The 20,693-nt window shown below is 65.3% G+C and carries 17 protein-coding genes and 2 pseudogenes; 7 read left to right on the forward strand and 12 right to left on the reverse strand.

Going from position 1 to position 20,693, the window contains the following annotated elements; all coding sequences use genetic code 11:
* Nucleotides 1–44 precede the first annotated feature (44 nt).
* Nucleotides 45–914 carry a hypothetical protein gene (locus IPJ59_RS37275; RefSeq protein WP_293275901.1) on the reverse strand — a complete coding sequence of 290 codons (870 nt, stop codon included), beginning with the start codon at nucleotides 912–914 and terminating at the stop codon, nucleotides 45–47.
* A 94-nt stretch (nucleotides 915–1,008) separates the two neighbouring features.
* Between IPJ59_RS37275 and IPJ59_RS37280 the strand changes: the two genes are divergently transcribed.
* Together IPJ59_RS37280 and IPJ59_RS37285 are read left to right on the forward strand one after the other, a co-directional pair.
* Nucleotides 1,009–3,570, forward strand: a complete 2,562-nt coding sequence (locus IPJ59_RS37280; RefSeq protein WP_293275902.1) for a protein kinase domain-containing protein — start codon at nucleotides 1,009–1,011, stop codon at nucleotides 3,568–3,570.
* Between the two features lie 277 nt (nucleotides 3,571–3,847).
* On the forward strand, nucleotides 3,848–4,321 hold the full coding sequence (locus IPJ59_RS37285) for a hypothetical protein (RefSeq protein ID WP_293275903.1): 474 nt from the start codon (nucleotides 3,848–3,850) through the stop codon (nucleotides 4,319–4,321).
* A gap of 133 nt (nucleotides 4,322–4,454) precedes the next feature.
* Here the strand turns inward: IPJ59_RS37285 and IPJ59_RS37290 are convergent, their stop codons facing one another.
* Nucleotides 4,455–4,778: a hypothetical protein gene (locus IPJ59_RS37290; RefSeq protein ID WP_293275904.1), complete on the reverse strand. Its 324-nt coding sequence runs from the start codon at nucleotides 4,776–4,778 to the stop codon at nucleotides 4,455–4,457.
* A 435-nt stretch (nucleotides 4,779–5,213) separates the two neighbouring features.
* Here IPJ59_RS37290 and IPJ59_RS37295 point away from each other — a divergent pair, with 435 nt between their 5' ends.
* From IPJ59_RS37295 to IPJ59_RS37305, 4 genes and pseudogenes are all read left to right on the forward strand, one after another.
* A complete protein-coding gene (locus IPJ59_RS37295; RefSeq protein WP_293275905.1) occupies nucleotides 5,214–5,636 on the forward strand; it encodes a hypothetical protein in 423 nt (140 codons plus the stop codon).
* A 776-nt stretch (nucleotides 5,637–6,412) separates the two neighbouring features.
* Nucleotides 6,413–7,159, forward strand: coding sequence for an IS66 family transposase (locus IPJ59_RS37300; RefSeq protein WP_366524769.1), 747 nt, complete (start codon nucleotides 6,413–6,415; stop codon nucleotides 7,157–7,159).
* Nucleotides 7,122–7,235: pseudogene (locus tag IPJ59_RS38645) on the forward strand (hypothetical protein); the annotation flags it as partial. The gene IPJ59_RS37300 and the pseudogene IPJ59_RS38645, both read left to right, overlap by 38 nt.
* A gap of 92 nt (nucleotides 7,236–7,327) precedes the next feature.
* Nucleotides 7,328–7,588, forward strand: a complete 261-nt coding sequence (locus tag IPJ59_RS37305) for a transposase domain-containing protein (RefSeq protein ID WP_293275907.1) — start codon at nucleotides 7,328–7,330, stop codon at nucleotides 7,586–7,588.
* Between the two features lie 120 nt (nucleotides 7,589–7,708).
* Here the strand turns inward: IPJ59_RS37305 and istB are convergent, their stop codons facing one another.
* The 3 genes and pseudogenes from istB to ltrA all read right to left on the reverse strand — a co-directional run.
* A complete protein-coding gene (gene istB / locus IPJ59_RS37310) occupies nucleotides 7,709–8,494 on the reverse strand; it encodes an IS21-like element helper ATPase IstB (protein ID WP_293275908.1) in 786 nt (261 codons plus the stop codon).
* Nucleotides 8,491–9,147 carry a Mu transposase domain-containing protein gene (locus IPJ59_RS37315; RefSeq protein ID WP_463673397.1) on the reverse strand — a complete coding sequence of 219 codons (657 nt, stop codon included), beginning with the start codon at nucleotides 9,145–9,147 and terminating at the stop codon, nucleotides 8,491–8,493. The genes istB and IPJ59_RS37315 overlap by 4 nt, the downstream gene beginning before the upstream one ends.
* A gap of 18 nt (nucleotides 9,148–9,165) precedes the next feature.
* Nucleotides 9,166–10,652: pseudogene (ltrA, locus tag IPJ59_RS37320) on the reverse strand (group II intron reverse transcriptase/maturase); the annotation flags it as partial.
* Here ltrA and IPJ59_RS37325 point away from each other — a divergent pair.
* Nucleotides 10,540–11,229, forward strand: coding sequence for an IS66 family transposase (locus IPJ59_RS37325; protein ID WP_293275909.1), 690 nt, complete (start codon nucleotides 10,540–10,542; stop codon nucleotides 11,227–11,229). The pseudogene ltrA and the gene IPJ59_RS37325 overlap by 113 nt on opposite strands.
* 18 nt (nucleotides 11,230–11,247) lie before the next feature.
* On the opposite strand, the gene IPJ59_RS37330 is transcribed toward IPJ59_RS37325, so the two are convergent.
* The 7 genes from IPJ59_RS37330 to IPJ59_RS37360 form a co-directional block, all read right to left on the reverse strand.
* Entirely contained in the window at nucleotides 11,248–11,475 is a 228-nt protein-coding gene (locus tag IPJ59_RS37330) for a hypothetical protein (protein WP_293275910.1), read from the reverse strand.
* Nucleotides 11,476–11,670: 195 nt separating this feature from the next.
* Nucleotides 11,671–12,927 carry a hypothetical protein gene (locus IPJ59_RS37335; RefSeq protein ID WP_293275911.1) on the reverse strand — a complete coding sequence of 419 codons (1,257 nt, stop codon included), beginning with the start codon at nucleotides 12,925–12,927 and terminating at the stop codon, nucleotides 11,671–11,673.
* Nucleotides 12,928–14,391: 1,464 nt separating this feature from the next.
* Nucleotides 14,392–15,309: a hypothetical protein gene (locus IPJ59_RS37340; RefSeq protein ID WP_293275912.1), complete on the reverse strand. Its 918-nt coding sequence runs from the start codon at nucleotides 15,307–15,309 to the stop codon at nucleotides 14,392–14,394.
* Nucleotides 15,310–16,302: 993 nt separating this feature from the next.
* Entirely contained in the window at nucleotides 16,303–16,743 is a 441-nt protein-coding gene (locus tag IPJ59_RS37345) for a hypothetical protein (protein WP_293275913.1), read from the reverse strand.
* Complete coding sequence (locus IPJ59_RS37350; protein WP_293275914.1) at nucleotides 16,740–17,075, reverse strand: hypothetical protein; 336 nt, start codon at nucleotides 17,073–17,075, stop codon at nucleotides 16,740–16,742. Before IPJ59_RS37350 ends, IPJ59_RS37345 begins: the two co-directional genes overlap by 4 nt.
* A gap of 233 nt (nucleotides 17,076–17,308) precedes the next feature.
* Complete coding sequence (locus IPJ59_RS38650) at nucleotides 17,309–18,232, reverse strand: protein kinase domain-containing protein (protein ID WP_366524771.1); 924 nt, start codon at nucleotides 18,230–18,232, stop codon at nucleotides 17,309–17,311.
* A 1,059-nt stretch (nucleotides 18,233–19,291) separates the two neighbouring features.
* Nucleotides 19,292–19,906, reverse strand: coding sequence for an IS66 family transposase (locus IPJ59_RS37360; RefSeq protein ID WP_293275916.1), 615 nt, complete (start codon nucleotides 19,904–19,906; stop codon nucleotides 19,292–19,294).
* Between the last annotated feature and the right edge of the window lie 787 nt (nucleotides 19,907–20,693).

Consider the following 20,693-nt stretch of genomic DNA (forward strand, 5'->3'; position numbering starts at 1 on the left):
GCGCATAGGTGCCACGGTAGCGGAAAAGGCGAATCCGCGCATGATCAGAACCTCCCCTGCAGGACAAGGCCGCCGACCCCTCGCGCCCCCCACGGGGCGACCGCCATGCGGCGCTGCCGTGCGCCGGTCGCCAGCAGCGACGCGCCGGTCACGACCAGCACGGCGCCTGTCACCCCGAGCGCGACGGCCCCGGCCGTGGTCGCCGTGTAACGTCGGCCCAGCGCCGCCGAGTCGCCCTGTTCCTGCTGCGTCAGCGTGCGGCCCTTGCTGTCCTCGCGGATCCCCGCGAGCGTGGCCTCGCCGTCAGATCGGTAGGCCAGCAGACCGGCCATCGGCGCGAACGACACGAGGCCGGGGACGAGCGTCGCCAGACCTGCCCGGACGCGGCGGTGATCGGCCGGGGGCCGTGCGACGGGGCGGGCGACGGGGGGCAGGGCCGGACCGACGGGGGCGGCGTACGGCTTCGCCTCGATCGGCGGCGGGCTGTCCGTTTTCTTGCTCGGGGCCTGCTCGCAGGGCGTCGCACCGAGACTGTCGCGCGCCTCAGTGCGGAAGTCCGTCGCGGCGGCGAATAGCACCGGCGGAATGCCCTCCCGCGCCAGCACATTATCGGCCGCGTCGATCAGCCGACACAGGTACTGCGCCTCGCCGGTGCGCTGGTAGGCGACCTTGAGCCCGCCTACCGTGAGCATGAGGAGGTCGGACGCAGCGTCGGCGTCGGCCGCCTGGCGCAGCTTCTCGTCCGCGAGCTGCGTGGCGGCCAGGAGCCGCTCGAGCGACGCGGGCGAGTCGGTGAGCGCCGGGTTGCTGGCTGCGATCTCGGCGTAGATCGCATCGTTGTCGGCCGTCGGCGACAACGGCCGTGTGACAGGGTCTACGAGGGCCACGGCGAGCAGGGAGGCGAGGGCCAGCATGGTCTCCCTTGTAGCGCACCGACGGGGTAGCGAGAAGATGCCAGGGCACGAAGGGGGACCTCGCGGCACCCGGGTTGTGGCAGGCTTGGGGACGATGGACAGCGCCACGTCCCCTTCGTCTCACCCCACGGCCAAGGGCTGGCCCATCTACAAGGAAGTCGGCGCCGACATGGTCGGCGAGCTGATCGGCCGCCGTCACAAGATCCTCCGGCGCCTCGCCAAAGGCGGCATGGCGGACGTGTTCCTGGCCAAGGACCTGTCCCGCAAGGCCCACGTGGCGATCAAGATCCTGCGATCGCGTAGCCCGGAGTCGTGTCGCCGCTTCGGTGTCGAGGGCGTGGTGCTCAGCAACCTCAAGCACCCGTTCATCGTGCGTGCGGTCGACGTCGGCAAGGCGCCAGACGGCCAGCCGTATATGGCGCTCGAGTACCTCGAAGGCGAGTCGCTGTCGGCACGGCTCGCGCGCGGACCCATGGCCTGGCGCGATGTGGCGGTATTCGGGAGCCAGATCGCGGGCGCCGTGCATGCGCTTCACGCCGCGGGGATCGTCCACCGAGATCTCAAGCCCGACAACATCATGCTGACGACGGAGGACGATCGCACGGTCGCCAAGCTGATCGATCTGGGCCTCGCACGGGTCGGCGCGCCGTTCCAGGATGCCCAGGATGCGCGCTTCACCCCGGACCCGCCGGCCCGCCACCAGACCCAGCTCGGCCACCCGATCGGCACGCCGACGTACCTGCCGCCCGAAGCCGGGCAATGCCCGGCCGAACCCCGACTCGACGTCTACTCGCTGGGCGTGACGCTCTACCAGCTCTGCACGCAACTCCTGCCGCAAGCGACCGGCGGCCGGCCGATCCGCGAGGTGTGCCCCGCGAGTGACGCTCCCGACGAGCTGTCGCGGCTGCTTCAAGCCGCGTTCGCGGCCGACGTGGACGAGCGTCTGCCCTCCGCAGATCACATGCGGCGCGGCCTCGAGGCGATCCTGGCCGCGCACCCGCGGCAGCGCTCGCCCCACCTGTTCGGCGGCAGCTACGATCGGCTCGAGGTGCTCGGGGTCGGCGCGAGTGCAGTGGTCTTCCGTGCCTCCGATCGCGCGCTGTCCCGCGAGGTCGCGGTCAAGGTCCTGCGGGACGCGGAGCCGAGCGAGGACGACGCGATCCGCTTCCGTCTCGCTGCCAAGGTGCTGTCCGCGCTGTGCCACGCGAACATCCCCCGGATCCTGCACTTCGGGGTCCACGACGATCAGTCCTTCGCGGTGACGGAGCTGTGCCCCGGCGCGCCCGCGACGGTGTTCGTGCGCCCGGACAGCCACCTGCGCCCCGACGAGACGATCGCGGTCGGCCTCCAACTCGCCGGGTCGCTCGCGGCGGTGCACGCCGCCGGCGTCGTCTACCGCGACCTGCATCCGGGCAACGTGCTGATCGCCCGCGAGCCGCTGCGCGCGTCGATCTTCGACTTCGATCAGGCGCAGGTGTCTCCCAGTTTCTACGCGGCCCTGACCGAACGCTGGGCCACGCCTCCCGAGGAACGGCCGCAGCCGAAGCACGACAAGCGCTTGCAGAACATGGACTACGCGGCGCCCGAAGTGCGCGCGGGCGCGGCGTTCTCAGCGGCCAGCGATGTATACGCGCTCGGCCTCCTGCTCTACCGCCTGCTGACCGGCAAGCGGCCGTTCCCTTCGTCGGGCGGCGAACCGACGCCCGCGCGCAGGGTGTGTCCGGCGTGCCCGCGCGGGCTTGAGGGTTTGCTGCTGGCGATGCTAAACCCCCGCCCCGACATGCGCCCTGGGCTCGCCAGGATCCAGACCATCCTGGAGGACGAGCAGGCGGAACTCGCCGCCGAGCTCGCCGAAGACGAGACCAGGGACGATCCGGACGACGAGGCGGGGCCGTTCGCGCCCGCGGGCGATCGAACAATCGAGCCTGTGTCTGTCGCCGTGGCCGACACCATGACTGCGGGCACCGCCTCGCTGCCTATCCCCACGACCGACATCGCTGCGGCGGCTGCGACAACGACGGATGCGGAACCGGCTTCGAGCGGCCGGCTCGACGTCGTCGCCGCGCCCTCGCCACCCAGCCGAGCGCGGCGCAGCGTCGGCGTGTGGACGCTGGGGCTTACGGCAGCCGCGTGCCTCGTAATCGGCCGTGCGACGGCGGCGCGCGACGAGGCCGACCCGGGCCGGGATGCGACGCCCCTGCCGGCCCCTCCGACGATCGAGGCGACGGTCGAGTCAAGCGAGCCGAGTCGGCCAGCGCGCGCCGCAGAGGTGTGCGAGCCGCCGATGATCGCCGTGGACGATGCTCCGCCCGCTGTGCCGGTGATCGCGGTGAAAGGCCCTCCACTACCTGCCCCGAAGCGCGACATATCCGGCGGACATCCCCGGCGTGGCGCCGTGACGTCCGCCGAAGCGACCGCGGCGGCACAGGACGCCCTACCAAGCCTCCGCACGTGCAAGGACGTCCCGCCCTCCGTGACCGCGGACCTCGAGATCGTTCGCGGCCGCGGCGTCGTCAAGGCGCTCAACCACCACGCGCCCGCGCCCGACGATCCGGACTACCCGTGGCATGGCTGCGCCCAGCGGAGCCTCCGCGGTGTCCGCTTCCCGGTGAGCGAGACCGCCGGACCCGTGCAGGTGCGCCTCACGCTGCGGTGACAGCTTTCCGCTCGAGGCTGTGGCTCGTGCTGATCGCGGTCTGTTGCCTGCGGCTCGCCCCCAGGCGCATGATTGAGCGATGGTCTCTGCGCCTCGACGCGTTTGTGCGGATCGGGCAAGAGGTCAGCGAGGTCGTGGACCGACCCGGTCCCCGCGAGCACCGGAGAGCTCGTGCCGACCACCTCGACGCAGGACCCCGGCACCACCACCGGGGAGCCGCCGGGAGACCAGCGTCGAAACCGGCAGCACCACCACGCAAGGCGACGAGGGCGAGGCGGTGCCGACGATCCTCGACTTCGACGTCACCCCCGCCTTGATGCAGGACAACGGCCTGATCACCATCTCCGTTTCGACCATCAACGCCGACGGCGTGCACATGCAGCTCGAGACCGGGGACACGATCGAGCCGCCAGCGTCTCACGCCTCGATTCTTCCAGCCGCGGCCGCAGCGAGGTGGCCGGGAGCGCCAGGGCCTTTTGGACGAGGCGATGCGCGCTCGTGCACAGCTCACCCTACAGATGCTCGAGATGCTCCTGGAGACGAGTGCGAGCCCGAGGGGGACCTGCGGACCTACCTCAAGGGGGGGAAGCTCCTCGGCCCGCACGACATCGCGTGGAGCCCGGCCGGCTACATGGTCATCGCGCTCGGCGAGCTGCAGGGCCAGTCCTACACGTTCAAGGTCCAGGCGTTCAAGCCGGACTCCCCGGAGCCGCTGTGGACGTTTACCCCGAAAGACAAGCAGGGGCTCTAGATCGCCTATGCGGTGGCGGTCGACTTCTACGGCAAGGTCTGCGCGGGCGGCGTCGGCAAGGCGAGCTACCCGGCCTTCGCGTGCATGGGCTCATAGCCGCGTTGATGCGGCAACTCGCGGTCCGAGGTCTTCGTCAGCCCGGCACCACGAACCCGGCGCACGCGGTCTCGACCAGGCTCGCCGCCTCGTCGAACGCGGGGCCGTAGTCACTAATCTCGGAGTCCACGAGGTAGTGATACGGGAACATCTTGGCCAGCTTACACAGCCCGTCTTGTTTATCGCACTCTGGCTCGTTCCATCCAATGTTGAGCAGGACAATCGACTCGGCGACGACCAGCACCGCCGCCGCCGCGTAGACCGCGGGCGAGCGCATCCACCGGCCCAGCGCCACGACGTTGCGGCGCTTGTGGAGCTGGCACCGCTGGACGAGGGCCCGCTTGCCGAACACGTCGAGCACGGCCCGGCGCAGGCGGCACGGACGGCGGCGGGATTGCGCCTCGATCCAGCTGCCGCGGGCCGTGCTTGACCGCGACTGCCGAGCGAAGCTCGGCGAGTGGCTCGTGGAGATCGCTGGCAAGCGCACGGGGCGGCCGTCGCGGAGCCTCCCCAAGAAACGATGAGTGTCTATACTCACATGCAAGACAGCCACATGCACAGGATGCATCTCTCACACTCTCAAATTGGCGAAGAACAATGCTCTGCGTTGTACGATCGTGGCCGAGCTGCGTGCTTTCGGCCGTCCAGTCGTTCTTGCGACGGGAAATTAGTCCTTGCATGTGCGCCCTTGAGCAGCAGATGAGGCTAAGATGGCCGGGTGTCCGTGACGGCGACATCGAGCCCTTGCTCCCTCCTCGCTGTAGACTTGTAGATTTCAACCTGAAAGGGCGTTTTCATGGCCGGCATCATTGTACCCATTTGTGAGAAGCGCGTTTTCGAGTACAGCTACCTTGCAGTCGGTACGTACCAGGATGGGATCCTACATCCCGCCGTCGATGTGGGAGCCTGGTACAGAGTGCGCCCAGTTGTTTTGGTGCACCAGATCACCACAACGGGCGGTGGCACCCCCAATAGATTCATCCTCAAACTCCAGCACACATTCCCGTGCGAGCAGGATCGGCAGGAATTCGTTGATACGACGGCGGATTTCCTGACGTCAGCAAACATCACAAGCGCATCGCCAAACATCAAGACCGTCGCGTCGGGAACTGATCCACAGGGCTACTTGAAGGTGATCCTTCGTGCGGACCAACCAAATACCACGGGAGCCATCCTGTACGGTGAGTTCAGTGTATACCTCGTTCTGAGAGACGTCTAGAGAAGCGCTTCGCTAGCTCGCGCGACCGACCTCTTCCGCATCCCTAAGGTCGGCAGTAGGTGTGCTTCTCGTCTGGCCGTGTTCCCTGATGTGACCAAGTGAGGCTTATGATGAATGGCGGCATCCTGGTTCCCTTTCTCGCACCTCGGCGGTTTGACTACAGCTTCTTGTCCGCAAGCGGGTCTCAAGTTGTTACACTAGAGCCCGCCCTTGATACTCTGCGATATTCGTACGTCGGCTTGTATGTACGCGTCCACCAAAGGGACATGGCGGCCGGGCAGTCGATCGTTCTCAGCATGTTTAATACGGTCCCGAGCGGCGATGACTCACGCGAATTTGTCGACACGTCCAGCTCGGTTCTTGACGTGACCATTACAAGTTCAGCGCCAACCAGCATCCCAGGCATTCGATACGATTACACGACCAGATTCGGGCCCTATCTCAAGATTATCTTGACGGCCAACCAGGCACTGGCATCCCCGGGGACGCTTTACGCTGAACTGAGCGCAGTGCTGGAATTCCGACTTCAATAAGCAGGACCAACGGAGCGACATGGCATTCTACCACAATCACACCCAAGTCGAATCCATCATCACACTTAGAGTTGTGACCGTGCCAGACGATAAAAGTGCGCTCGGCATTGGAATCCCGTCTGCTCTGAACAAGTTGAAGATTCCGGTTGGCATCCATGATGTTCGCGTTGGACCAGGTGAAATGGTCGATTCGGAAGATGGGCTCATCATAGAGTTCATCGGGTCTCGATGTGTTTAGGGGTCATGCTCGCTCGGATTGCTCGGCTCGAGCATCGCCTCGATCGTCGGTCTGGCCAAGGCTCGGCTGCGCGTCAAGCGGGTGCTGGGCGGGCCGTGGACGAAGCGCTCGAGCGGCCGATCGTGCGTGGCATTGCCGGCCCTGGCCTGCTGGCCAAGACGGTCGTCTATCGGTGGCAGGACCACCTCCCGGTGTATCGTCAGGAGAGCATCCATGCCCGCGACGGTCTGGAGCTCGCGCGCTCGACGATCTGCGGGTGGCACCAACAGCTCGCGGACCTGGTCGAACGCGTCGTCGAGGCGATGCTGCGCGACGCCTTCACGCAGCCCTATCTGTGCGTCGACGCGACTGGTATCCTCGTACAGGCCAAAGAGCAGTGCCGCAAGGCGCACTTCTGGGTGATGGTCGCGCCAGAGCGCCATGTCATCTATCGCTATTCGCACAAGCACGACAGCGCCGCGGTCGACCAGCTCCTCGCCGGCTACAAGGGGCATCTCGTCGCTGATGCCCACTCCGTCTACGACCATCTCTACAAACAAGGCGACGTCATCGAGGTCGGCTGCTGGGCCCACGGCCGGAGGTACTTCCACAAGGCCCTCGGCTCCGACCCCGCCCGAAGCGAGCACGGGCTCGCGTTGATTCGGGCACTGCCGCGTCGAACGCCCTCTCCAGACGGCCACCCGCAAAAAACGCGAGGACGCCCGCCGCCAGAAGTCGCGCCCCATCGTCGACGCCTTTTTCGCCTGGTGTGACGAGCAGGCGGCCGTCGTCCTCGACGAGACCCCGATCTCCAAGGCGATCGGCTACGCCCGCAACCAGCGTGTCGCCCTCTCTCGCTTTATCGACGACGGCCGGCTCCCCCTCGACAATAATATCTCCGAGAGAACCTTCGTCGGGAGGTCCTCGGCCGGAAGAACTGGTTGTTTCTCGGCAGCGACGAGGGGGCACGCGTCAACACGATCTTCGTCTCCCTCCTGGCCAGCTGCCAGCTCCACGGCATCGAGCCCTGGGCCTACCTCCGCGACCTCTTCTGCCTTATCCCGTCCTGGCCTGCGTCCCGCGTCCTTGAGCTCGCGCCCGCCTTCTGGAAGGAGACCCTCGAGAAGCAGGACACTCAGCAGCGCCTGGCCGCCAACGTCTTTCGCGCCGTCACGCTCGTTGATCACGCTCCGACCCTGTAACGCGGATCGGCGCCATGGTCACCATGGTCACTTCGTGTCGGCTCTCACCAGCATGGGACCCCGGTTTCTCACCACCATTCCCCCCCTGGGATCCATCTGCGTGACGAGGGCGATTGTGGATCAGGCCGCCCTCCGGGATCCAGTTTTCGACGAGCGTGAGAGGGCAGGTTTCTGACGGGCGCGGTAGGACTCGCCGTCGATGACCAGGTCGTAGGCGTTGCTGGTGAATCGATCGACGGCGGCCTGGGCCCGCACGGGATCGGCGAAGGTGGCGAGCCACTCATCGGGGCCGCGGTTAGAGGTCACGATGATCGATCCTCGGCGGTGACGTTCGGTGAAGAGCTCGTAGATATCGCGGCTCTCGGTGGCGTCCATCGCGTCGAGACCGAAGTCGTCGAGGATCAGCAGGTCGACCGAGAGCAGCTTGCGCAGCTCGGCCTCGTGGGTTGCATCGAGTCGAGCATGGCGCAGCGCCTTGAGCATCCGGTCGCAGGGGTGCGCGAGCACGCTGTAGCCGCGTCGGCAGGCGGCGGCACCGAGCGCGTGGGCGAGGAAGGTCTTGCCGACGCCGACGGGCCCGACGACGGCGACGTGCGCGTGGGTCTCGAGGAAGCGCAGCGAGCACAGCTCGTTCCACAGCTCGGCGTCGTACCGGACGTTGGCGGTCGCGTCCCATGCCTCGAGCTGATGCCCGGGATCGAGTCGAGCACGTTGAGCCCGGAGCTGGGCGGAGATGCTGTCGCGGCGCGTGACCTCGTCGGAGAGGATCAGCAGAAGAAAATCCTGGTGCGGCATCTTCTGCTGTCTGGCGAGGGCGAGGCGCTCGGGGAGCGTGTCGAGGATCGGGCCCAGCTTGAGGCGCTTGAGGACCTGTTTCAGATCGGCGGTGATGATGTCGGGGCTCATGATGATTCTCCAGTGGTGGTCGTGGTGGTCGTGGTCGTCGTCGGGTTCAGCGCGAAGTGCTGGCTCGGTCGGAGGAATCTTCCCGGCGGTAGCGTTCGCGTCGGCTCGGGTTTGGTCTCGGCCACGGCGGTCTCGAGCATGCGGCGCAGGCGATGCATGCTGAGCATGTCGTGGGCGAGCGCGGTGACGCAGGTCGCGTCGACTCGCTCGGCGCCGTAGCGCCTGGCGAGGGAGATCAGGGCCTGGACGCTTCGCATGCGCGTCCAGGGCAGTGGGTTGTCGAGCAGGCGCCGGGCCATCGCGCTGATCGAGGGGCCGAGTTCGTCGGCAGTCTTCTGCAGGAATTCGATGTCTCGCATGGCATAGCCTCGCTTGTGCTCGGGGTAGTCCTCGGGGTCGATGTGGCGGCCACCGGGTGGCAGCTTCGTGCAAGTCTTTACGAGTCGACCGCGGTCATAGAAGCGGACCAGGCTGCGATCCGCGCGGGCGTCCAGGGTCCGCCCGATCAGCCGCGTCGGCAGCGTGTACAGGGCGCGCTCGACCTGCGCGAAGTGGTCGCGTGCGATCTTCGGCGTCGACCATCGCGGCACGTCGTAGGATCGCGGTAGGGACGGCCCTTCGCCCTTCAGGCTCGGGCCGCCCCCCGCACAGATCCGAGCGAGCGGAACTACCGCACTCGGCTCCTGCCTCGGGTTCGATCGTCGAAGCGAGCCGCGGGATAGGGGTGGATAATACGCGGTCGAGGGAGCCATCGCATCGCAAGCCGGTTCATGCGGGCCCAGGTCATCCTGCTTCGTTGGCTTCGACGCCGCAAGGCGTGGAGCCACGCTCGGACAATCTGGGTGCGAAAACCGGCAAGGCTATCAATGTTCGTTGGGACAGCGTGGTACGCAAAGTACCCGCGGACTACGGCACCGAGCCATTGCCCTTGTATGGGCACCGGGGAGTGACGTCGCCGATGGAGCACCTCGCGCACCGCTTTGAGCTTCGCCCGCATACGCTTCTTAATGGTGCGTCGAAGAAGCAAGAACTTTCCCGCCCTTGTCTTCCCGCAAATATGCGTGAATCCAAGGAAGTCGAAGGTCTCCGGCTTTCTCTCCCCCTGGGCACGCCGGTCCGCGGCAGCAAACCTGCCGAAGCGGATCAGGCGTGTCTTTTCGGGGTGCATTTCCAGGGAAAAGCGCTCAAGGCGTCTCTGGAGGTCAATCCTGAACTGGACTGCGTCGCTTTCGTGCTGGAAACCCAGCGCAAAATCGTCAGCATAACGGACTACGATGACTTCACCGCGTGCCGTACGCTTCCTCCATTGCTGTACCCAAAGGTCGAGCACGTAGTGCAGGTATACGTTCGCCAGGAGCGGCGAGATCGTCGCCCCTTGCGGCGTTCCGCTTTCCGTGACCGACCACTTTCCCTCCTCGAGGACCCCCGCGGCCAGCCACTTCTGGATGAGCCGAATGATCCTCTTGTCCGCGATTCGGTGCTCGATAAACTTCACCAGCCACCCGTGGTCGATGGCATCGAAGAAACCACGGATGTCCACTTCGAGCACCCAGTTCACCTTCTTGCACGTGATCGCGGTCGCCAACGCGTCCAGCGCATGATGCTGGCTGCGCCCCGGCCGGAACCCATACGAGAAGCCGATGAAGTCCACCTCGTAGATCGCATTCAGCACCTCGACCACCGCACGCTGGACGATCTTGTCCTCCAGCGATGCGATCCCCAATGGTCGCTGCCGGCCGTCGGGTTTCGGGATGTAAACGCGTCTTGAGGGCTTCGCGTGGTAGGCTCCCCTGTGTACGCGTGCGTGCAGATCCTGAAGGCGTGCCTCAAGATTCTGCCCGTACTCGCTCCACGTCATACCGTCGACGCCGGCCGCGGCCTTGCGCTCGAGCGCGAGGTATGCGGCGCGGAGCCGATCGATCGTGACGTGGTGGAGGAGCGCTGTGAACTGCATCTTCCTATCTTTTCGTGCTGCTTCACGCACACGGTCGAGCGCACTGGGCGCGCTGGTCCGGCACTGTGTCCGGGGCGCGTTTTGCCCTCCCGTGTTCCCCTCGGCCGGGCTCCTTCCCTCCATCGCCTCCGCCGCCGGCGAACCGGCCTTGTTCGGCGACTTCGTCGGTACTACGAGCCCGTCTGACCTCTCCGGGCCGTACATTGTCGGCTTGGGGCTCATGGCCTTCCCGACACGTCCCCTCGCGATGCCATCGCGGGGGGCGCCCCGGAGATCTCCCGGTTCTCGCGCAAAGAGGTTCCGGCGCGAACAATCGCAGCCGCTCCTCGACAAATTCTTCCAATGGTGCGACGAGCAGGCCATCGCCGCCCTCGACGGGACGCCGATCTCGCAGGCCCTCGGCTACGCCCGCAACCAGCGCGTCGCCCTCGGTCGTTTCGTGGAGGACGGGCGTTTGCCACTCGACAATAATATCTCCGAGCGCAACCTCCGTCGCGAGGTCCTCGGCAGGAAGAACTGGCTCTTCCTCGGCAGCGACGAGGGCGCGCGCGTCAACACTATCTTCGTCTCGCTCTTGGCCAGCTGCCAACTCCACGGCATCGATCCCTGGGCCTACCTCCGCGACCTCTTCTGCCTCCTGCGTATGTGGCCGCCAGATCGGATCCTCGAGCTCGCCCCAGCCTTCTGGAAGCAGACTATCCAGCAGCAGGACACTCAGAAGCGCCTGGCCGCCAACGTCTTCCGCACCGTCACGCTCGCTGATCATCCCTCGACCATGTAGCCCGAAGGCCGGCACCGGTCACCACGGCTTCACCGGACGCTTACGAAAGTCCAGCCGCAGCGTCCGGCCCGACTCGGTGACCTCGAAGCACATGGTATCCGACATGATCAGCGTAAACGTGCCGGGCTTTGGCACAACCCGATCTACGATGAGCGCCCCGCCCTCGACCAGACTCAAGTCTTCCTCGTTGTTTGACATCGAACCTCCGAGGCACAGATAGCGTCCCAAGGTTGGCGTCGTCACCATGGGCTCACAGGACGCATACCTCTATGCACAGATCCTCGGGGTCACCGCTCAGCGGCGTCGCCGACGTCCCGGCTGGTGAGCGTGGGAAGGAAATTGCGGCGTAGATAACCTACACCGGCCTCCACGCGCCCTTTCTTTTCGGGGCTCCGCGGCGGCGCCGGGTCGATCCGGCAGCCGTAGGGCGAAGGGCCGTCCCTACCGCGATCGACCGTTGACCTGCCGGCGGCGCCGGCCCGCGATCACGAGTAGCAGGAATAGCCCGCCGCCGCTGCTGCCGGTCCCGAAGGTGCATGCACAGCCTCTGCCTTCGGCAGGGAGATCATCGGCGCCCGCAGCATCCATGCCATCGCCCGTGCTTTCGCCATCCTCTGTTGAGGCTCCGGTTGTGGGGGCGTCGTCAGGCGGACCCGAGTCGACGAACAGACTCGCGTCGGGGCATATGGGAGCGAACGCCGCTTCGTATGGCCAGTTCGGCGGCGGCGCTGGTGGGAGGTCAGGATCGTAGGCTGCGCACTCGTCGCTCCACGTGTAGGCGTCTGTGGCGCACAGCTGGGCGTCGTCGCAGGGCAGCATTGGGTCGAGCGCGACGGGGCCCAGCTGCGCGACAACCTCGGGGGAGGGGCAGGTCTCGGCGGATGCGACGATCTCGCCTGTTCCGAGGTGGATCCGTTCCACGCGCGCGCACGTGGCGGTCCGACGGGATGTGCCGATGAACGCGCCCAAAAATTCAACAGAGGCGAGCTCACCGTCCACGATGAGCTGGTGGGCAAATTGGCCGCCGCTTGTCTCGGCAAGCGGCGGCAGGTCAGCAAAGATCGATAGCCGGGTGTAGCCGTGAACGACACCACAGCCATTCGGCTGGTCGATGTCCCAGTATACTTCTGGGAAGCAGGAGCCGTCGTCGTAGAAGGGTATTACCTCCGGGCAGCACGCGTAACCGAGGAGGCTGGTGTCGAGCGAGATACTCTCCGTCGTGAGGGCCGGGGCGGGGGGCATCGGCGCGGCGGCGAGGGCATCGTCGACGGTGAACATGAAGGACGCTACAAGTTGTGCGGGCTCGCAAGTCGAGAAGTCGACTTCCGAGGGCCCAAGGCCGTCGTTATCGACGACGAACTCCACCGCGTAGGTCCCGCCTGCGACCAGCTGCGCCTGCGGGCGCCAGATCAGCACGTGAGGCAGGCCGGCGAGTTGGACGAGTTCGCCGGGGACTGCCTCGTCGGCGTGTTCCACAGCGATCGAGAGGTTCGGCGTCAGATCGGCGAGGCAGGTCGGTGAGTCCTCCTGGTCGGTCACGAACACGAATGCACCGTCGCGTGGGACCGGAGACTCGCTGTGCGCCTCAATCCCTCCGATGCGCGGGCTGCCGTAGTAGCAAGGGTCGTACGAGCAGGGCTTCGCCGCGCGCGGCGCCAGAATGGTCAGGGCCGCCAAGGTGAGCGCGACGGTTCTCATCGCGCCAGCGTACCGTCTACCCACACGGAGCACCAGTCGATTCAAGGCGCGGCGCGCTTAATCTCAAGCCACCCAACGACATCACCCAGACGCCCGGAGCGGGCGCCCACGTGAGGCCGGCGCCCAGATACGGCCGATGCGCTCGCCGCGTCCGTCGGTGGCCCGCAGCCCGCAGGCGGGACGGCCTGTCCCATCCGCTGGCCGGGCGCATGGGGTGTTGGTGCGTTGTTGGGTTGTTGCGCAGCAATCTCGGCGGCTTCGTGAGCGGCGCCGTGGCTGGCCGGCTTTCGCACCCAGATTGTCCGAGCGTAGCTTCACGCCTTGCGGCGGCCGAAGCTCAAGCGCGGCAGCCTTGGCCTCACCCTCGAGGCCATGCGGCGACGGCAGCTCGCGCTCCAGCAGGAGTCCAGGTGGGTAGACTGGTGGTGGCGGGCTTCATGAAAGGCCCAGTGGCCGCGGTCACCCGGTAGAGATCGCTCATGAACCACGAAACGCGGCGAGCGATCGCCCTCTGGCGAATGAGTGTTCTGGGGCCGCTCGTCAGCATGGACCTGGAACACGCGCAGCCCAGGCAGCAGGAGGTTTGCCAGCACCGCCGCCGCCGCGTAGACCGCCGCTCGCGCTCATCACATGCAGCACAGGCCCGGCCGGCTTCCGGCTGCGTGCCCGCCATCGGCGACCCGAACGCGGCGAGACCTTGCTTGCCGCCTGTTTCGACCGCCGGATCCGCAGGAACCCGGCGAGCCCTCGGTACAGATCGACAGGGCCGTGCTCGGCGAGTTGCTCGACGCTTAGTGCGCCGGGATAAACCGGCAGAGAAGGAGGAGATGAAAGAGCTCTACATCGAAGGAGTAGCGAACCACGATGACCCCGAGTCCTGCGCCGGCACCCGCGAGGTGCAGGTGAAGCATCGGACAGGGGCACGTGCAGGCCGGGTATTGAGCCGCGAAATCAGGTACTCTAGGGCGCCGACGCTGTTAAGCGAAGCGGAAGGCAACACGCACCGAACCGAGAGCGCGAGGCGCGGTGCGGCCCTGCGCGGTCGAAGACCCCGTGCATGCACGGAACCTCTTTGCGCGAGAACCGGGAGATCTCCGGGGCGCCCCCCGTGATGGCATTGCGAGGGGACGTGTCGGGAAGGCCATGAGCCTGGAGCGCTGGCCAAGCGATCGATGTTAGTCGGCACAGGTAGAGCAAGAACTTTCCCGCCCTGGTCTTCCCGCAGATATGCGTGAAGCCAAGGAAGTCGAAGGTCAGTTTTCGCACCCAGGCCGTTCGAGCCTGGCACCACGCCTTGCGGCTCCCAACGAACATTGATAGAGTGCGGTAGTTCCGCTCGCTCGGATCTGTGCGGGGGGCGGCCCGAGCCTGAAGGGCGAAGGGCCGTCCCTACCGCGATCGTCCCTACCGCGATCGTCCCTACCGCGATCGTCCCTACCGCGATCAGCTCAAGGATCACCGGGGCTACTTCCCACTTTTATTCGGGGGCCAACATTTGTTGCGGATCTGAGCTGCATAGAACCATTTGGCGAACGCATCATAGTTGCCATTGTTGCTCGTCGCCACATCAAAAAGACCCTTGACTACAAGCGCCCTTGAATTGACCGCGTTGTCGCAATGGCAGTTAGTGGGGGGGTCGCAATGGCCATTGGCGGGGTTTTCAGCTTTTGGATCACATCCAGTGCATGCGCTGGAACAGTAATGGGTAACATGGCTCATCTCGTGCATCAAGGTAAATGCAATGGTTTCGGGACTAGCTTTCCCACCCCCCCCGCATAGCCATACCCATCGTTCGTTGTTGGGCAGAAACCTATTGGATCCGCCCGCACTCGTACAGCTCATCCAACAAAACGGGGTGCCACCCGGGACATTCGACCAGTCATTTGTGACCATTGCGATGTCGCTATGGTAGTATGCCCGACTGAACTTGTGTGCGACTTTTAGGAAGGACTTGTCGCTATAGGGACCGAACCAGTATTCAAATGAGCAACGGTGACCATTGTAAACAACCCAGTCATTAGCTTTCCAGACCCCCTCACGCTTCTGTTGGTTCTTCCACATGTACTCAATCGTCCGCAAGATGGAGATGGCGAGTTGCTGCTCAATAAGATAGCCCTCCCAGAAGCGGGACGCCCAGTCATTCGCGGAAACGCCGCAGAAATTGATGAACTTAGATTTGATCGGCCTAACAGTCCAGCCAATTTTGAGGAGTTCATCTAGGTTCGATGAGCAGTTGACTTGCCCGGGCACCGGATCGGGAGGATCAGGAGGAGTACAGGCACCTCCCGCTTCATTACAGAGGGCAACACTCTTGGGCTTCACCGACAGTTCTGAAATCCCATGAAATCCATCGCACGGGCTGTAGCTGCTTGAGACATCCACTCCGGCGCGTAGAGCTTCATTAAGGAAGAAGTCAGGATCGTCGCACGGTTGGTCGCTCGGGCGGACTGCCTTTGGCCCGGGCGCTACTTTGTTGAACGCACTGCGCTGGTTTTGCCCGCTGCAACTGTCACAACCTTGCTTTGCAGCCGTTCGAGTGCACTGTCCGTTCGTGGGTGCTCGACATCCGCGTGGAGCTTCCATTCTACCCAACTCTGCCGCATCAACATGTGAACAGTGGCACGACTTAGGTCGCATCACACTGCTTGGTACAGATGCGACAGTCGAACTTCTATTCGTGTCGAGACTCACTCTACTGCTCGGAATTCTTCTCGCGTTGTTGTCAACGGTGTTCCTCATGGTAGTATACGCTTTCTTTGCTACAGGGTGCGTTCATGGAATAGATCTGCGACGAGCAGATTGCAATTGATCTCACGAACGGTGTAATCAATTCACGCAACTAACATTCGCGCATTCCCAATGTAAGTAGCGACGCCGGCGTGATGCTGGCGGACCGGCCACCAAGGCGAGGGACGATCGAGAGACAGGGAATGCCCTGAAGGGCTCGTTGTATTGTACTTGCAGGATAGCATCGACCAACCTGGGAGCATCGCTCGTGGACGGGGAGGGCGAATCAGTGGACGTGGGCTGAGTTTCGGCGTTCGGCCTGGACGAGTTTGAGTCGGTTTCGTCGCTTGTCGAGGTAGGGATAGCACTCGTGGCCTCGTCGGCCGCACATGAGTTGTACACGAGCATCCCGAGCATGGCGCTTAAGTAGGTAGATTTATGCGCTATTGCGAGCCGCATGCAGATTATACTTCCTATGTAGAACGAATTGGAGAACTGCGAATTTCTTTGAGAATCTCACGGTACAAGATCTCGGCACTCGAGGGGGAGCAGAGATGGAAAATTGCGAGGAGAAAAGTCACGCATATTTAGGGCGTAATCGGTCGTACAGCGGCATCTCCTACCTCAAGATCCTCACCGACGACGGGATCATGCGCGCGCCTCCAGGACGGGTGGGCGCGGAGCGGTCTGTCGTGCACGGAGTACGCGGCCAAGGTCGACCTGGCCCTGTTCGCCGGGCAAGGTCGAGAGGCGCAGGAACGCCTCGGCCTTTGGGCGCGGCCGGATCGCCGCCACGATCTCGCGGAAGCGCGAGCACTGCCCCGTGTAGCCACGCTCCTGCACCATCTGCAGCAGCCGGCTCGCGCGCAGCTTTGGGTAGGTCTCCAGCGTCTCTCGGATGAATGGCAGATACGGGTCGACCATCGACGGCCGCGGCATCGTCACCGCACGCACGACATCAGCCTGCCCAAGCACACGCATCACGACGCTCGGGTGCACGCTGATCTGCCGTCCGATCGTCCCGATCGGCCAGCCCTCGGCGTGATGTAGGCGCACGATCTCCGACTCGACTTCGGGTGTTGTCTTCACAGGTCACCTCCCAGGAGGCGAAGCTGCCGGAAATCACCGACGCCGTGGATCCGGCCCCTCGCGTGCCCGTGCATTCGCGTGGAGAAATCCACGAGCGGGCTGCAGCGCCCGCCGAGGTCGGCGCCTGGGAAAGCCCAGTCGATGTAGTCCGGCGCCTTGGCGTCCACAAAATGTACAGCCTCGAGCAGGCCCCCCTTCCACATCGCCAGCCCCTCCAGCACCGTCACCAGTGCCCGCGGGTGCTCGCTCCGATGCGGCAGCTTGGCCTTCAGCAGATCCCCCTCCGGGCTCATCACCAGGATCTGCAGGTCCGCCTCGCAGACCCGCGTCACGGCTCTCCATCTCGATGAATTCATGATCCGTGTCACGCAGGTAGGCGATATCCTGGGTACGCCCGCCTATATGGCACCAGAGCAATTACAAGGCATGCAGGCTACTGCTGCGCGTGGTCCCCGCGTGATGTCCGGGCGGGTACCGAAACTACCACCGTGCGCCGGGCTCGCTGAGCTGCCGGTCACCGGGTGAGCCGCGCCGAGCTTCTTGAGGGAGCGGCCCGCCGGGCGAGTCAAGAAAACTGGTGGAACGACCGTCTAGCTTGCTTGCGAGCTGTCGGAAGGGGCGGAGGCTGGGTGCGCTCAGTAGAAGCTGAACTGCTGAACTGATTACTGTCGCATCGTGGCCGCCCGAGAGCACCGACCGCGGGGGCCCACCCGTTGCCAGCTCTTTGCCAAAACTTGGGGCAAGGCGGGGCAACGGGGGGCAAGCCGGAGCAAGCTGACCCTCTCAAATCGCCCCAATTCGTGGGAATGCGGCCGGTCGGTGGGCTGCGGGGCGGTCTGAGAGAGTCGGCGATACTTGGGCTTGAAGTCGCGGTGGATGATGCCGGCGGCGTGCGCCGCGGAGGCCACGCCCGGCCTGGAGAGAGGGGTCGGGGAGGTCCTCCGGAGGGGCGGGGCACGGCGGCGAGCCAGGCACGCAGGGTGCTGCCCCGGACCAGCTCCATCACCACGTAGACGCCGTCCTCGTACTCGTTGGCCTCGTGGACGGCGACCACGTGGGGGTGGGTGATCTTGGCCATCGCCCGGGCCTCGCGGAGCATGCGGGCCCGGGAGAGCGGGTCGGCCACTTTCTCGCCGCGGACCAGCTTGATCGCCACCTTGCGGTCGAGGCGGCGATCGTAGGCGACGTTGACGGTCCCCATGGCGCCCTGGCCGAGGCGCTCGAGCAGGATGAAGTGGCCGAGGGCCGCGCCGAGGGCCGGGGTTTGCCGGTCGGACGCGGCGCCCAAGGTCGACGCACCGAGCGTGCTGTCCAGCGAGGCGTCGCTGCGCTCGCGTTGGAGCGCGGCGATGACGGCGAGGCAGCTCGAGCAGCGGGCGAGGTGGGCCTCGAGGCGACGGCGAAGCTCGGGCGAGGCGTGGCCAGCGAAAAAGTCCGCGACCTCGGATTCGCGCGGGCAATCCATGGTGTCGAGCTTCGCGGGTAGCATGCGAGAGCCTCGGGTATACCGGGACACCGCGGGCGGCACAAGCGCCCGGACAGCGGCTCGTGCGGAGCTGGCACGGGTACTGACCGCTTCAGTCCCTGGGAAAGCTCGACTTCACTCTCCAGCCGACGGTCGAGGCTCGAAGGCGACGGGCAGTCACGGCGAGGCGGATGGTGGCGTCGGCGCCGAGGCCGGGGCGCGGATCTCGACGGCGCCATCGCCGTCGTTGCGCACCCAATCGTAGTCACCGAAGATCGGGCATGGCGGCGGCCCTCGCCACTCGATGAACGAGAGGTCGTCGATATCCAGGGTGGTGACATCGTCGCGGCCGGGATAGTCGATGCGGAAGTACAGCGTCAGCTACCTCGTGGAGGTTCCCGAGACGCGTACGCGCTTCATGCATACTCGCCACCACGTCGTAGCGTAGACTAAAAACCGAGGACGCTTGCCGGCGGGGGATGGCACAAATGACCGAGGACCTGCAAGAGGGTACGTGAGGCGCTACAGAAGCGCTTTGGCGACAACAGGAAGGAGATCGAGCTGATGCTCCGGCGCTACGCCGGGCGGCATCTCACCGTTCGCAAGCTTCTTCCGCGGCTGGCTGCACGAGCGGCTGGCGGAGCAGGCGACGTGGATGATGGACCTCATCAACGTCAGGCTGATCGCCGACACGGCGGTGGCGCTGGGCCGGGTGATCACGGTACCCGCAGAGCCGGCGAGTCAGCTGCGGCGGGGCGATGTACGTGTTCCTCGCCACCTCGTAGGCTGCCAGTGCGCCCGATCCTCGCCCGCGAGCTGATGCTCGCGGGCAAATTGCTGGGGGCAAGACGGCGGTCCCCGGTGACCATAGCGCGGCGCGAGCGGTGAAGCGGAGGTACTCCTGCGGATCGACGCCGCACAGGATGCGAGTCTCAACCAATGTGTAGAAGATGGCCGTGACCTGGGTGCCGCGGACGGACCGCGAGCCGTAGTGGTTCTTGCCCCGAGGACCATACCCCTGGCGCCCGCTCGGTCCAGTTGTTGTCGAGAAAGCGGGATCGAGTGGGTCGTCGAGGAAGGCGGTCAACGTCTTCCAGTGCCCCGGAGGTAGCCGAGCGCCTCGGCGAGGGTGCTGCGCGGCAGAGCCGCTGGGCCTCGGCCCAGGTCTTGAAACTTCGTCGCCAGCAACCGTGATTCGCCGTCACGGCGCACGCGCCAGGCGCTCGACGCGCCGCAGCGTGCTGCCTCGCCCTCGAGGCCATGCGGCGACGGCAGTTCCCGCTCGATCAGGAAGATCGGATCGATCAGGTCGAGCGCTGCCCCACAGGCATCGGGGTAGGTGCTGCGTAGCTCGTAGAGACTTACGGCGCGCGTGCGCGAAACGGTGCGCAGGCCGAATCCGGCTCGTGCTCGCCTTGGCCAGGGCATTAAATAACCCGGATACGCGTCGCAGCACACGGCCCGCCCTCGAAGCCACCGGGCACGCCGCGAGATCGTCTTCGCCGGGCGACTGGGTTCGAGCATGTACCGAACAGCGTCATGGGTCGTCAGGCACCAGACCCACCACTTCGCGGTGCTGCCCGGCTGCATGAGTCGCCAGTGGGTCTCGTCGACGCCGATGACATCGTCGCCCAGGATGTACTCGAGCAGCAGGGTAGCTGGGGGCTCCATCGGTCGGCGAGCGTCCTCCGGATCCACATCGACTGCGTAGGATAAAAACCCTTCGCTCCACGTGCCGGCGCTGGCGGTCTGGCAGCAGGTGGTTGAGGCGCCTTGTCGATCTCGGGGGCGATGGCAAGTCTAACGAATAGCGGCCTCCGACGATCCGGTCGCAGCAGGCCCGGAGCCGTCTTGATCGCGCCGTTACTGCAGCGGCAGCGATACTATTAATCGACGGTGCCCGATAACCGTGAATCAGCGAGGCTCGACCGTCGATCTCGTCGGTCTCCGGTTTGCCCTTTCATCTCCTCGAGATTTTTTTGCCAGACCGGACATGCCCGCTCGTCCTTGAGCCGATCGGTGGACCTCGCGGCTGGGCAGCTTTGCCTGAGCAGTTGGGCCGTGGCCTCGCTTGGAAGCCTCGGCCTCCGCCGCCGGCGGTACCGGGCTCGGGCGTCGCTCGACGACTCCCCGAGACCTTGTGCCGTAGCCGGGCGAGTTGCTCGGCTTGCTTGACGACCAGGAACTCGAGGCTGCTCGCCGCCCTTGAGCTGCACGCGCGAGCTCCTGCGCCATCTCCTTCACGCGCTTCTGGAGTAGTCATTTTCAATACCATGAGCCGGGCGTGCTTCTTGAGCGGCTCAAAGTCTTCGATCGATCGACGTCGACCACAGGCTATCTATGCCCTTATCGCGCGCCGATGACAAGATCTTTTCGCTCATCGGCGCCGGCGCGAGGGGACCTTGCCGACGAGCAAACTGCCCGCAAAAATTTAACTCGAGGCTCTGAGCGGGTCAGCGACAGGCTGGTCGTGCAGTCGTCGCCC

The organism is Nannocystis sp. (assembly GCF_016714285.1).
Lineage (GTDB): Bacteria > Myxococcota_A > Polyangia > Nannocystales > Nannocystaceae > Nannocystis.